This is a genomic window from Paenibacillus polysaccharolyticus (assembly GCF_023714295.1).
Taxonomy (GTDB): domain Bacteria; phylum Bacillota; class Bacilli; order Paenibacillales; family Paenibacillaceae; genus Paenibacillus; species Paenibacillus polysaccharolyticus_A.
This window is the reverse complement of record NZ_JAMAUN010000015.1, coordinates 111,842-125,649: the sequence shown is the minus strand read 5'-3', so window position 1 is coordinate 125,649 and position 13,808 is coordinate 111,842. Positions and strand designations below refer to the sequence as shown.

Genomic DNA, 13,808 nt, shown 5'->3' with positions numbered 1-13,808 from the left:
CTTACAACTTGTGATCATCCGAAGCAGATCATTCTCACCTGCGCATCCATCATACCATATAACTGCGGTCTTCGATTCGACATTAAAGTGGAGATATGGACCTGAGTTGTTATAGATACATGAGTGGGATTCAATAAAATATGCCAAGCTAAAAAGACACTTCCGTGATTGGAAGTGTCTTTTCATTCAAACTAACGTGAAATTAAAGCTTTTTATGGACGAGGTGTGCTCACGCCATTGAGGATCAGCTTCGGATGGATATCTGCGCTCAGTGATGCGGAAACGGCGCAGTATTTCTCTTCAGCCATCTGGATGGCTTTCCAGATCCGGTAATCCGGGATATCTCCGTCCACTTTGAAGATCAGGTCAATGGACGTAAAACCTTTGGGCATATCCTCGCTCCGCGTGCCTTGTGCTTCAATCTCAATCGAATCGATCTTGTCCAGAAAAGCATCCAGAATCATCGTGATGTCGATTCCCATACAGCCACCAAGGCCAGCGAGTAACAATTCCATCGGCGTAGCGCCTTGGCTATCACCGCCATATGCGGCTGTGGCGTCCATGCCTACAGCATACCCTGAGGGTCCTTCGGAGGTAAACGCGCGTTTTCCCTTCCATACTGTGGTTACGTTCATGATGTTTTCCTTCTTTCTATAGTAGTTTACACATACACTGCGATGACAGAATAACCTTCCCATCACTGGGTGGTTTAAAATTCGGTAATCTGCCGCAGGAACTGGCGTGTACGCTCTTGCTCCGGATGTTCGAAAAAGGCTTCAGGGCTAGCTGTCTCCACAATGGAGCCGTCCGCCATAAAGACAATTTTGTTCGCCACGTTCCGGGCGAATTTCAACTCGTGTGTCACGACCAGCATCGTCATGCCTTCCTGCGCCAGCTCTTTCATCACCGACAACACCTCTCCAACCAGCTCGGGGTCGAGGGCCGAGGTCGGTTCGTCAAACAGCATCACTTCCGGCTCCATCGCCAGCGCCCGTGCAATGGCTACGCGTTGCTGTTGTCCACCGGATAAACGGGAAGGATAAGCATCCTGCTTATCCGACAGCCCTACACGATCCAGCAAAAGTCGGCCGCGCTCGGCGGCTTCGTCCCGCTTTATTTTTTTCACCGTCACAAGACCTTCCATAACATTACCAAGCACCGTCTTGTGCGGATACAGGTTAAACTGCTGGAACACCATACCCGTCTGGCGACGAATCTCCAGCACCCGGGCACGTTGCACACGCAGCGGATCTGCGCTGTTTACCACAATGCCGTTCACTTCGATCTGTCCGCCGGACAACTGTTCGAGTCCATTGAGACAGCGTAGCAGTGTACTTTTGCCTGATCCACTGGGACCCAGCAGGACAACAATATCCTTGGCATCTACATGCATATCGATATTGGTGAGCACTTCATGTTTTTGAAAACGTTTGGTTAATCCAGTTGTAGTAATCACCCGGTTCTCTCCCCCTTTAGTAAGCCCGGGCCAGCCGGCGCTCCACTTGTTCCAGAATGGCCGAGAAACCGATGCTCATAATCCAATAAATCACGCCGATTGCCAGATAAAATGGCATGTTGAGCGCATACTGCGAAACCAGAAGCTGCGCAGACCGCAACAGCTCGGTAACGCCAATTGCAGCAACAAGCGATGTTTCCTTGAGCATTCCGATAAAGGTATTCCCCATCGGTGGAATGGCAATGCGCACAGCCTGCGGGAAAATGATCCGTCTCATCGCCTGTGCTGGAGTCATACCGGTAGCGTATGCCGCTTCCGTTTGCCCTTTCGGTACAGCTTGAATCGCACCGCGGAACGTTTCCGACAGGAATGCCCCCGCGTTCAGACTGAGACCAAGACAAGCGGCCGTTAGTGACCCGAGAGTTACGCCGTAGTCCACAAGCCCGTAATAGATAACGAATAATTGCACCAGCAGCGGGGTTCCCCGCATGATGGATACATAAAATCTGGCGATCAATCTTAGCCACATCGGTCCTTTAAGCCTGGCAATGGCTACAAGCACCCCGATAATAAAGGCAAAAAACATAGAGATCACCGTAACATAAAGCGTATAATAAGCCCCCTTCAGAAAGAAGGGGATATTTTCGAATATCAGTTCCATAGATCAAACTTCCCTTCGCCTTGCAGGTTCATTATTGCGCAGGCTCTTCACCAAACCATTTTTTGAAAATGGTATTGTACGTGCCGTCATCCTTCATGCCTTTCAGTGCATCGTTCAGTGCCGCTACAAGTTCAGGGTTGTCCTTACGCACCGCGATACCTGCCTGGTCACTCTTGATTGCTTCGCCAACAGCTTTAATTTTGAATCCATTCGCATCTACGATAGGTTTCAACGCATACAGGTTGTTGATCGTTGCATCGATCCGTCCTGCGTTCAGGTCTTTCAGAGATGAGATCACATCATCATACGTTTTGATTGTAAAATCTCCGACTTTGGGCAACACTTCGTTGCGCAGGTACGTTTCATCATTTGTGCCCAAACCTACACCGATTGTTTTGCCTTTGAAATCTTCCAGTTTCGTAATATCGTTGTTGTCTTCTTTGACAATAATTTTGACCTGGTTGGTGATGTACGGATCACTGAAATCCAGCACTTTTTTGCGATCGTCCGTAATCGTCATTTGGCTGATAATCGCATCCAGCTTTTTCGCTTGCAGACTTGGAGTCAGACCGGAGAACTCCTGAGATACAAACTCAACCTTAACGCCAAGACGCTTCGCGACTTCACGTGCGATATCCGCATCAAATCCGTCCATTTCTTTCTTGTCATTCAGGAAGTTGTATGGACGATACGTACCCATCATGCCGACTTTCATGACACCTGCTGATTTGATCTGCTCCAGTTCGTTGCCGCCAGACTGTGCTGCATTGTTTGTATTGCCATTCTCCGCCGCTGGTTTGCTACCGCACGCACTTAGTACAAGCACAACCATGAGCAGAATTGCGGTGAGTGACCACCCTTTGCGAATTTTAGTTCCATATGTGTTGTTCATGACGTTAACTTCCTCTCATTCATCTTATGTTCTCTTGGTGATTCCATTATTCCCTGTGACTGGCTTAATCATGTGAAGAAGTGTGTTAAATGTGAAGCCTTGTTGCCTCTTTTGCCTGAAAAATAAAGCCCCAGGCCCTGCCGACATTATGTACCGAGCAGGCCGTAAAACTCAAAACTCGCCGCTTCAGTTGCCAATTCAGTAGCGCTCATCTCCGCGAAACGGCCGTGTAGCTCCTCTGAGCCGAACAACCAGCGCGAGATCATGCCCTCGATCATGCTTACAAGCAATGCCGCGCGTAAGGGTACATTCATATCTGCTGGCAGCATCCCCAGTTCGATGGCACGCTCCATATTGTGACGGAATGCTGTCTCCACCGCATTGCGAGTCTCTTCAACTAGCCTCTGGACGGATTCTTCGGTCACGATCCCCTTAAGCAACAACTCCATGAAATATCGGTTCTGCGCTGCAAAGGTGAACAAGTTGGTAAACAGCTTCTCCGAGGCCTTCACCATATCTTCAACCGACCCGGCATCCTTCCGGTACCCTTGCCCGATTGCTTCAAGCAATTGTTCTCTGCCCGTTAACAAAATCTCGGAAGCAATGGCTTCCTTGCTCTTGAAGTGCCAGTAAAAGGTTCCCTGAGCGACTCCAGCTTCGCGAACAATATCAGAGATTTTCGTCTGATGATACCCTTGAGTTGCGAATCGTTCCATCGCTATACGAATAATTTGGTCCCTTCGTTCTTCTCCGGGTCCCAAACCGTTGACTTTGGCCATGCTTTTTACCCTCCCGATTGATCAGTCAGTCAGTTAATGTATATCCTATGGGATAACTAGGTTTTTGTCAATATAGTTTTAAACAACGGGTTACAAGCATAGAGTTGAAGTGGGAGGCAATTCTGAGCATAATAGAGGATAGTCTTGTTCGAAAGGACAGACATCGTTATAGCAGGACAAGCCTTATGGCTGTCATCTGCATCTCAAGGAGGAAGAGAATTGGACTTTATATCATCCATTATTATGGGCATCATCGAAGGTTTGACTGAGTTTTTGCCCGTGTCCTCTACCGGACACATGATTCTGACAGCTCACTTGCTGGGTCTATCAGAGGACAACGAGTCAGTCAAAACGTTTGAGGTGGTTGTCCAGCTTGGTGCTGTACTGGCTGTTGTCGTACTGTACTGGAACAAATTCATTGATATGTTTCGCTTCACTGGAGGCAAAAGGCCGTATTCCCGCCGCCTCAATCTGGGACATATCATTCTGGCGATGGTTCCTGCCGTTGTCATCGGACTCGTGTTCCGGGACTGGATCAAGGCTCACTTGTTTGGTCCGCAAACCGTACTGTACAGCCTTGTGATCGGTGGTATATTGATGATCGTAGCTGAACGCTGGAGCCATAAGAGCTCACGTATTACCACACATGACGTTGACGATATTACCTACAAACAAGCGTTTGCTGTGGGTATGTTTCAGATTTTGGCGTTGTGGCCGGGCTTCTCCCGTTCCGGCTCCACGATCTCGGGCGGCCTGTTTGCCGGAATCAGCCGGGTAGCTGCGGCAGAGTTCACCTTCCTCGTGTCCGTTCCAATTATGATTGGTGCCACGGGATATGATATGTACAAAAGCATCGATCATCTGAACAGCGATGATTTTCTGATCTTTGCAATCGGATTTATCGCAGCGTTCATCGTTGCCATGCTGGCGATTAAGACATTCCTGTCTATTTTGAAAAGATTGAGCCTGACTGTTTTCGCTGTGTACCGATTCGTACTGGCAGCTGTATTCTTTGTGATCCTGATGATGTAATGGAATCTGTGTAAACACGGTTCAATTCTTATCAACATCAAACAGATCCGTTGATTTAATTGGAAAATGGCGGCCCTGTCTTCCTCACGGAAGTCGGGCCGCCATTTTGCTATCACTTCATATGTAAATGTACCATCATGATATTTCTAAGGCATGTTCAGGAAGTTAGATTATTACTCCCATCGATCTGCTTGTATGCTTCGTTGTCTTCTTCGCTCCTTAAGTCTTCCCAGCCAGCGATATCTGTTCAGCTTCTGTTCATGTAACATTTGCTTGACACCCATCATCAACAAGTGATATCGGCGGTCGTCATTGTGGCTTAATTGGTGCATCTCATCTATAATCTCTCTGCTCATGTGGCTCTTGTTCACTCCAATATTCAGTTTGTTCTATCAAGTATACCGAACGATACTGAACAAATTCTAAACAAGGCTTTATTGGATGCTTAGTGCTAAGAATAGCGAGGGAGGATGAGGAATGAAAAGAACCGAAAAATCCCCCACGTGTCTGAGAACACGTAGGGGATGAGGTTATGCTCCGAAACGATACAAAGATCCATCGAGCCATATCAATATCAATTGTCACATATAAGACTATCCGTCTTATACTTTGGACTCAAGGGTCTCCAAGTACTCCGAGATTTGTGCAGGGGTCTTTGCCCATTTGCTGTGAAGATGTGCAAGCTTCTTGCCGTTCTGGAATACCAGCAGGCTAGGAATGCCACGTACACCGTTCTCTTCCGCAAACGGCTGGAATTCTTCTGCATCCAGTGCATAGAAGGTTTTATCCGTATGTTGATCAATAACATCGCCGATAAACCGATCCAGGTTTTTGCAGTCCGGGCACCAAGTGGTATCAAATTTAATGACCGTCATGCCGTCAGAGTTAATCAGGTCGCGGTATTGCTGTTCACTTTGAATTCTTTCCATATCTGATCTCTCCTTATGTCGTTCTACTTAAGGGTTGTACTTCGTGTAGAATTAATGTTTTTATTGTACCTTAAATAGTTACATTTGAAAACAGGCAACCCGCTCATTAGCGATGCTGCGTATAACGGTTAGCAGGGCTCTGTTCCCGTATGACCTGAATCTCGGCAGGGGTGAGCGGGGCCGATGAAGCAGCAGCAATGTTATGCAGTAATTGTGTTCTGGAGCTTGCTCCTGGAACGACAGCAGCAACGGCAGGATGCGCAAGCGCATAACGGATGGCCGTCTGTGCCATACTGCGATCATCCGTGACCAGCGCATCTAGGCCTTGGCGAATGTGATGCAACTGCTCCGCCGTGTAGTCCAAATATCCTTTGTCTGCCTTCGCCGTTCCCGATTCTGCCAGTACACCACTGGCAACCGGGCCGCGAGCGATGACGCTGATTTCTTTTTGCTCAAGTAAAGGTAATACTTCCTCTTCCGCCCGGCGATCAAGCACACTGTACTGGTTCATCACGCTGACAATAGACGAATTCTTTACATACTCCCGTATCACGTTAGGACGAATGGAAGAAATACCGTAGTACCGGATAAGCCCTTCCTTCTTCAACTCTTCAAACGCCTCAATGGTCTCAGCGATTGGATCATCTAGTGTGCCTCCATGAAGCTGATACAGATCAATATAATCGGTCTGCAGGCGTTTGAGGCTATCATGCACTGTTTGTTTAATGTAAGCTTTGGACGGGTCCCATGACCAGCCTTCCTTCCCAGGAATACGACGGTTCCCCACTTTGGTTGCCAGAATGACTTGGTCCCGGCGCCCTTTGACCGCTTGTCCCACGATCTCTTCGTTCCGTCCGGCGTCGTACAGATCAGCCGTGTCCAGCAGATTCACACCAAGATCCAGCGCTTCGTGAATCAGTTCCACCGCAGGTTTCAGTTCCATTCCGAGCGACATACAGCCCAGCCCGATCTCCCCCACCATTAGTTCGGATGTGCCCAAACGATTTTTTTTCATGGTTGTGTGCAAACGACCATTTTCCATAAGTGCATCTCCTCTCTATACGTTCTGCAAGTATTCATTGTATCATTCTTGCTGGAAAAAATCGCATAGGTGAGCAATCTCCGTTGATACTAAGACAGCACAACAGAAAAACCCGGAACTATCGTCCCAGGTCTCCAAATTTTCGTAGCCATTCAGCGTCATGCTTCGAACAGATAATAGGATCTCCCTACACTGCCAACTTATTGGTTAGCCATCATGTTAGATTCCTGGATTACTTAGTTTCTCCACTCTTGATTGCTAACCTCCACCCGAGGTCTAGCGGTACGGGCTGAAGATGATCCGTTCTTCTTCACCATATTGGATACCGTGCTAAACACCTTATCACGAGCTTGTTTGTTCCTCATCAGGTACGTCACGCCAGCTCCAATCGCCGTCATAAGCAATTTACGTTTCGACATTGTAACTGTCCTCCTTCTGGATTCATGTACATCGTGTCTTGTTTGAGTTTTACCCGATTTAGCGCAAACGAAACGATATCCAAGCTTGCCTGTAAAAATAAAACGTTTCTCCAACTGGCACACTCAGCTATTACGATTGGGAAGTACAAAAAAAGATGATCACCGAAATGAAGAATGGTTCGGTGATCATTTTTTGCTCGGTTAGTATGCTCCGTAACGTGAGCCTGTATAAGCGATGCAGCACTTGGTTTTGAATCCATATGACCTTATTGTGACCTTATTTGGATTCAAGTCGTGGTTTCATATACTTCATTGAATTGCTATAGTCTTCATCCCTCGTCATCAGTCGGATGGTCGGGCTACTTGGCTCATCTCTTCATGCTTGTAGGTCGAGCCATCGGCAGTCAGATAAAAATGACCGGTCGGGTGCAGCTCTTCGTTCAACTCATAGACCAGCGGAATGCCTGTCGGGATGTTGAGCGCCATCACGTCCGCTTCGGACAATTGGTCCAGATGCATGACTAGTGAACGGAGCGTATTACCATGCGCGGAGATCAGCACTCTTTTTCCCGAGGAAACCATCGGTTTAATCTCTGCATCCCAGTACTCCAACACCCGCTTGGACGTATCCATCAAATTCTCTGTACGGGGGATGGTGCAGCCAAGGCGCCTGTACTTGTCCAGGTCCTGAACATATCTATCGTCATCCTCACCCAGAGCTGGCGGGGAAACGTTAATGGAACGGCGCCATTCATGAACCTGATCTTCCCCATATTTCATCGCCGTTTGCTGCTTGTTTAGTCCTTGTAGCGCTCCGTAATGACGTTCGTTCAGCTTCCACGTCTTCTCAATCGGAATCCACATCAAGTCCATCTCATCCAGCGCTATATCCAGTGTACGAATGGAACGTTTCAATACCGATGCGTAGGCACAGTCAAAATCAAACCCCTGCTCTTTCAGGATTTTCCCGGCCTTACGCGCTTCACCGTATCCGTCCTCGGTCAGATCCACGTCCGTCCAACCCGTAAACCGGTTTTCCACGTTCCACATGCTCTGTCCATGGCGAATCAACACTATTCTATACATCATGTGCCCTCCTTCCTTGGATACATTACCCGCAGAACCAGTGAACTTATACATCACTAACGGTGTTCATAATGGGTGGTTACAACTCATTCCAGGCTCATTTTCAGCTCCGTTAAAACAGGTGGATAATATGAACCGTTAACGGCATAAAAAGAAATCAATAATACGGTGCCATCATTAAGTACACGACTACACCTGTAGAGCTAACATACAACCAGATTGGCATCGTCCAGCGTGCAATTTTACGGTGTTTCTGCAACTGGTTTGTCCAGCCCCATACGAGCGTAAAGAGCGCAAGTGGCACAATCAGCGCAGCCAGAATGCTGTGTGTGATCAAAATGAAGAAGTAGATCGAACGAACGATACCTTCGCCACCAAACTTGGACGTTTCCGGAGACAGATAATGGAACGTCAAATAGGTGACCAGGAACAGCAGCGTGGTTGAAAATGCCGCCAAAATAAAGCGTTTGTGCAGCTTGACGTTACGTTTGATAATGGCAATCAGCGCAGCCAGCAAAAAGATAAAGGTAAAGCTGTTAAACACGGCATTAAAGCGTGGCAACACGGTAATGTCGAACGTAACCTCGCCTTTATACCCAATCGAGGGTGCGAAAAACAATAACAAGATGATAACGTTAGCAAGAATGGAGATGGTAATAATGATACCTGCGAAATTTTTATTACTGGTCGGGGTGATCTGATTCGATGATGTGTTCAGATTCCCTCTGTCCTTTTTAGCCAATGCAAAATCCTCCTCATTTCCTAACTTTCTGTGTTCTATATCATTATATCGCGGCAAATCAGGGCTGTTAAGTGACAACACTCTGAACAAAAGTTGCTCAGTCATTTATAATTCATTACGTTGTTGTTATCGCTGTGTAAGTCACTCAGCTTAAGTGGATTTATCCTTACAAACATAAGTCTTTAGGGTCTGTTACCTACACCGCGTGTTTACGATACCTCTAATTTGTGTTATAATTAATATAATTAATCACATACGCGTTCGAAATTGGAGGAGCCTGTCACCAAGGGCCCTCCTTTGTCTTTTTTGAGGCTTGGAACGGCACGATTTTCGTTGCCCTTTTATGCCTTTTTTTTGTTTTCACCCCTTAGGATAAGGGGCTCTTGGCTAGGAAAACCTACACGAAACGCTACAGTTGGGGAGGAGTCTGCTATGGAATTCATGTTAGTTCTTGCACTTATTTTGATTTTCACCAAACTTGCTGGTGATCTGTCTGTCAGATTAGGCCAGCCGTCCGTACTCGGAAAACTTATTGTGGGTGTCGTTCTTGGGCCTGCGTTGCTCGGTTGGGTTCAGCAAACGGATTTCGTTCATTACATGGCTGAAATCGGGGTATTATTGCTCATGTTCATTGCGGGTCTCGAAACTGATCTGGAGCAATTGAAGAAAAACTGGAAGGCAGCCTTTGCTGTGGCGGTCGGGGGTATTATTTTACCTTTTATCGGCGGATATGGATCAGCTATAGCTTTCGGCATGTCACAGACCCATGCATTGTTCTTCGGATTGTTATTCTGTGCAACGTCAGTAAGTATATCAGTACAAACGTTGAAGGATATGGACCAGCTTAGTTCCCGCGAGGGTACAACGATTTTAGGGGCTGCTGTTGTAGATGACGTACTTGTTGTCGTTTTACTCGCTGTCATGATGAGTGTGCTCGGAACAGGCGGCGGAGATGTTTCCATCGGCTTGTTGATTGGTAAAAAGCTGTTATTCTTTGTCATTATCATTGCAGCCGGCTGGTTGCTGGTGCCACGCATTATGAAATGGATGGCTCCTCTCCGAGTAACGGAGACCGTCATAACGGCAGGTTTGATCATCTGCTTTGGTTTCTCTTACTTTGCAGAGTGGATGGGCGTTGCAGGCATTATTGGTGCATTCGCAGCAGGTATTGCGATTTCTCAAACGGACTTTAAACATGAAGTTGAGCATAAGGTCGAACCTATTGCTTACAGTATTTTCGTACCTGTATTCTTCGTTAGTATCGGACTCAATGTGACATTTGAAGGTGTTGGCTCTCAAATTTGGCTCATTGTGGTTATTAGTATAATTGCTATTATTACCAAGCTGCTTGGTGGCGGTGCAGGGGCTCGTTTAACCGGATTTGACCGCACATCTTCCCTTGCCATCGGTTCAGGTATGATCTCCAGAGGGGAAGTTGCCTTAATCATAGCCTCAACAGGTCTTGCTTCCGGACTACTTGATCCCGAATACTTTACCAGCGTAGTGATCATGGTCATTGTAACTACACTTGTCACTCCACCGTTGCTCAAAATCACGTTTGCTCGTAAAAAAGGTGATAAACGTGTAGAACGGGGTATTGAGGAATCTCATCTGAACGGGTAAGGTTCATGATAAATGTAAGATATTAACCTGTGAGATTCTACTTGTGTCAGGCATAGGATTCTCCAAAATTGGTGATATTCCTTAAATGATATAAAGATCGTATGATTTATTGCTAAATCAATTAGATTTTATAAGCATTGCCCTCAATACTTGGTGTGAGCTATACTTGTTCGAGACACCGAATCTAGAATAATCTGGATGCTCAGCCTTTTGACTGGACCTAATGCGTTACCTTCTAAGAAGGTTATAAACTTCCCGTAGTTTAGCTTGGAATTTACTTTAATTAATTTAGAAGTACAAGGATAGTAACTACTCTCTAATTCAAGCTACTGTCATAACACCTAATTGGTCGTGAAGCACACGCCGCTTTGTTCATTTCAACTCCTCCTATGAAGAGGATGAAATGAATAGAGCGGCTTTTTACATTTTTCCACTAACTTTTCTAGGAGGTTTTCATGCCATGAGCACAAAAAGCCAAAACTTTGATGAGGCATATGAGGAATGGACTAAAGCGCTACTTGCAAAAGAAACCAACCCCCGCGTTCGATCACGGATTGAACATGGACTTGAACATGGTACATTGGAATTTTTGCGCTCCGTCTGGTTTCCCGTCATGAAAAATTTCAACCATTTGCATCCCGAGTGGGAAGTTCGAGATTTTCACAACGGTTATCGTTATCTGGATCTTGCCTACTTACCAGGGAACGGTGTGAAAGGCGGTATTGAGATTCAGGGTTATGGGCCTCATGCTCGTGATCTTGATGTGAGACGTTTCAAAGATCTATGCTGGCGACAATGTCTCCTAACATTGGAAGACTGGCTTTTCCTGCCGATTGCCTACCTCTCCATTAAAGATGAACCAAAACAGTGTCAGCAACTGGTGCTAGCATTTATGGGAAAATTTATGGCTTCAGATGCGCCCGCAGCCCTCAACTGGTTGGATGCTGAGGCCGTGAGGTATGCGAGACGTATAATCCGGCCGTTTACACCTTTGGAATTGGCAACACATCTGCGAATCTCTGACGCACATACGAGAAGAGTCCTCCGCAGCCTGTTGGATCAAGAAATTATATATGTTGCGAGCGGCATTCAGCGGTATCGAACTTATGCTCTACGAATGTAAACGGGTGGGGTGCGGGTGGCTCGGATGTGGCTACGTTACACAATCGAATTTGCTCATTACAGTGTTAGCACTTGTTACAAACCTATTGAATGTAGTTCCGTAGTGTAGTAGTTGGATGTTCTTGGAGAACGTTGTCCCACGGCAAAGTGGTTGGACGTGCTTGGAGGAAGTTGTCCCGCAACGTAGTAGTTGGGTGTGCTTGATCGCGTAGTCGTGGCAAGGTGGATGTAGCATGGCAGTATTTATGTTTATGTTAATGATTACTTGCTCGTGGCTGATTTATGAGTGAATGAGGCTACGCTATGTCACGTTGGAAGTATTTCCTTATGTGTGAACTTATCTCCGCAATTCTAACGATCACCAGAGACGCTATTCGGCGTATATCACACCTTTTTATATTCTAACGGTCTCAGGGAAGCTTATTTCGATAATTTAGTGCAAAATCAGACCTAATTCATGAGTTTTTGCTGAAATAAGCTCCCTGGTGAGCGTTAGAATTTCAGAGAGCTCAAAATCGTGCAAATAAGCTCATCTGTGATCGTTAGAATTATTAGGAGGAATGTTACATCTCATTGGCTTTACTTTAGCAGGTTTTGCGGAAACTTCTAATTAAGATTTCTAATGGAGACTTCCACTTTCTGCGTATTGCGTTTATGTTTTGTTTCTGAGTTTCCATCTGTATGGTAGTGATGTCCTCAGATGTTTGCAATGTGCAAATCAGATCCGCTCCCTGGTTGGCACAGATAAGAGGGTTGGGTTGGGTTCGGTATCTTGTTTCGAAGAATAACAAAAAAAAAGACCACCTTACACACGAAGAGGTCTTCCATCCTAAGTTGTATTTGTCAGTTTACTGAGTAACTTCCTACACATTTGTTGCTACTGTACGCACAGCTTGAAGACGATCTCACCAACTATCAGAACTCTTTCATGCAACAGTCTCTCCCTCTGCTCTTCGGCTTGTCCAGCCTAAGTTAACACACCTACATAGAAACCGATCGAGATAAACACAACGCACCAAACAAATGCACCGATTCCGGAAATAACAGCATATCTCCCCATCCTCATGCGACTCATGCCAGAAAAACAGCACATTAGATTACGCACGCCTGGGATGAAATAACCCAGAATAACGGACCAGGACCCATATTTGAGAAACCACGTTTCTACCCTGCTAAATCGCTTGGCATTTACCCCAATCCATTTACCATATTTGTCAAACAGGGGCCTGCCGGCTTTTCGGCCAATCGTATAACTCAGTATGCCTCCCGTAAACGCCCCGCCAAAACAGACAGCGATGGATACGGAATAATCCAGAACGGAGATCGAGGCGAGATAACCGACAAAGGTCATCAACACCTCATCCGGAATCGGTAGCCCAATAACACCAAGAGCGAGTAAACCATATATTGCGAAATACCCATATTGACTAATAATTTCTTTAGCAAATTCCATAACTTAACTCGCTCCTTATTTCGGTTCCACAATATCCTTCTCATGAGAGGGCAGTATTTGCTTCAATGAAGGGAAACGGATTTGACTAACCATGAGACCGGATAATACCACAATAACAAGATATGCTACAGCATGATTAAAATAAGGACTCCATAGAGCGAAGAAGGACATCAGTCCACCTGCAAATGTAATCGGCATTCCGACAAAACCACTAACTGGTGTTTTCTGGCAGTTATATCTTGCAAGACGAAGCGCTCCGCACACCGGGAACAGTGCTGTCAATGCCATACCCAGCATACCAACTTCAGTCATCGAATTAAGGTACAGAATTAGCACAGGTGCTGTCCCGAAGGAAACGACATCAGCGAGTGAATCAAGTGCTTTACCGAATTCCCCTTCACAATTAAGCTTGCGTGCCGCATATCCATCAAATAAATCAAAGAACATCGCTACCCATATCATTGTCACAGCCAAGGCAAACTCCCCATGAATCGCCATAATGACCGCGAGCATCCCCGAACTTAAATTCCCCAAGGTTAAAATGGATGGTAAAGACTTCATAAAATTTAACT

Annotated in this window: 16 protein-coding genes; 3 read left to right on the top strand and 13 right to left on the bottom strand. The window is 46.2% G+C overall.

Features of this window, described 5'->3' with window-relative positions; all coding sequences use genetic code 11:
* Positions 1-212: 212 nt before the first annotated feature.
* The 5 genes from M3629_RS25860 to M3629_RS25840 form a co-directional block, all read right to left on the bottom strand.
* The gene (locus tag M3629_RS25860) at positions 213-635 is read right to left on the bottom strand and encodes an OsmC family protein (protein ID WP_090924948.1); all 423 of its coding nucleotides are present in this window, start codon (positions 633-635) and stop codon (positions 213-215) included.
* A gap of 74 nt (positions 636-709) precedes the next feature.
* Positions 710-1,456, bottom strand: a complete 747-nt coding sequence (locus M3629_RS25855; protein WP_251511422.1) for an amino acid ABC transporter ATP-binding protein — start codon at positions 1,454-1,456, stop codon at positions 710-712.
* A gap of 16 nt (positions 1,457-1,472) precedes the next feature.
* On the bottom strand, positions 1,473-2,117 hold the full coding sequence (locus tag M3629_RS25850; RefSeq protein ID WP_123065900.1) for an amino acid ABC transporter permease: 645 nt from the start codon (positions 2,115-2,117) through the stop codon (positions 1,473-1,475).
* 31 nt (positions 2,118-2,148) lie between these two features.
* A complete protein-coding gene (locus M3629_RS25845) occupies positions 2,149-3,009 on the bottom strand; it encodes a transporter substrate-binding domain-containing protein (protein WP_145334785.1) in 861 nt (286 codons plus the stop codon).
* A 146-nt stretch (positions 3,010-3,155) separates the two neighbouring features.
* Positions 3,156-3,788, bottom strand: a complete 633-nt coding sequence (locus M3629_RS25840; protein WP_145334782.1) for a TetR/AcrR family transcriptional regulator — start codon at positions 3,786-3,788, stop codon at positions 3,156-3,158.
* Between the two features lie 243 nt (positions 3,789-4,031).
* Here M3629_RS25840 and M3629_RS25835 point away from each other — a divergent pair, with 243 nt between their 5' ends.
* Positions 4,032-4,820 (top strand): undecaprenyl-diphosphate phosphatase, encoded by a 789-nt coding sequence (locus M3629_RS25835; protein ID WP_240037061.1) that lies wholly within the window; start codon positions 4,032-4,034, stop codon positions 4,818-4,820.
* A gap of 173 nt (positions 4,821-4,993) precedes the next feature.
* Here the strand turns inward: M3629_RS25835 and M3629_RS25830 are convergent, their stop codons facing one another.
* The 6 genes from M3629_RS25830 to M3629_RS25805 form a co-directional block, all read right to left on the bottom strand.
* Positions 4,994-5,176 (bottom strand): hypothetical protein, encoded by a 183-nt coding sequence (locus M3629_RS25830; protein WP_123065904.1) that lies wholly within the window; start codon positions 5,174-5,176, stop codon positions 4,994-4,996.
* A gap of 246 nt (positions 5,177-5,422) precedes the next feature.
* Positions 5,423-5,749 (bottom strand): thioredoxin family protein, encoded by a 327-nt coding sequence (locus M3629_RS25825; RefSeq protein ID WP_123065907.1) that lies wholly within the window; start codon positions 5,747-5,749, stop codon positions 5,423-5,425.
* Positions 5,750-5,855: 106 nt separating this feature from the next.
* A complete protein-coding gene (locus M3629_RS25820) occupies positions 5,856-6,764 on the bottom strand; it encodes an aldo/keto reductase (protein WP_251511454.1) in 909 nt (302 codons plus the stop codon).
* 263 nt (positions 6,765-7,027) lie between these two features.
* Positions 7,028-7,210: a hypothetical protein gene (locus tag M3629_RS25815; RefSeq protein WP_251511419.1), complete on the bottom strand. Its 183-nt coding sequence runs from the start codon at positions 7,208-7,210 to the stop codon at positions 7,028-7,030.
* A gap of 342 nt (positions 7,211-7,552) precedes the next feature.
* Positions 7,553-8,296, bottom strand: a complete 744-nt coding sequence (gene gpmA / locus M3629_RS25810) for a 2,3-diphosphoglycerate-dependent phosphoglycerate mutase (protein WP_251511451.1) — start codon at positions 8,294-8,296, stop codon at positions 7,553-7,555.
* Positions 8,297-8,453: 157 nt separating this feature from the next.
* On the bottom strand, positions 8,454-9,038 hold the full coding sequence (locus M3629_RS25805) for a DUF420 domain-containing protein (protein WP_429352182.1): 585 nt from the start codon (positions 9,036-9,038) through the stop codon (positions 8,454-8,456).
* Between the two features lie 432 nt (positions 9,039-9,470).
* Here M3629_RS25805 and M3629_RS25800 point away from each other — a divergent pair, with 432 nt between their 5' ends.
* Together M3629_RS25800 and M3629_RS25795 are read left to right on the top strand one after the other, a co-directional pair.
* A complete protein-coding gene (locus M3629_RS25800) occupies positions 9,471-10,661 on the top strand; it encodes a cation:proton antiporter (protein ID WP_154960183.1) in 1,191 nt (396 codons plus the stop codon).
* A gap of 460 nt (positions 10,662-11,121) precedes the next feature.
* On the top strand, positions 11,122-11,784 hold the full coding sequence (locus M3629_RS25795; RefSeq protein ID WP_251511416.1) for a transcriptional regulator: 663 nt from the start codon (positions 11,122-11,124) through the stop codon (positions 11,782-11,784).
* Between the two features lie 966 nt (positions 11,785-12,750).
* Here the strand turns inward: M3629_RS25795 and M3629_RS25790 are convergent.
* Complete coding sequence (locus M3629_RS25790; protein ID WP_251511413.1) at positions 12,751-13,236, bottom strand: DedA family protein; 486 nt, start codon at positions 13,234-13,236, stop codon at positions 12,751-12,753.
* Between the two features lie 15 nt (positions 13,237-13,251).
* Complete coding sequence (pssA, locus tag M3629_RS25785; protein WP_090924293.1) at positions 13,252-13,797, bottom strand: CDP-diacylglycerol--serine O-phosphatidyltransferase; 546 nt, start codon at positions 13,795-13,797, stop codon at positions 13,252-13,254.
* Positions 13,798-13,808 lie beyond the last annotated feature (11 nt).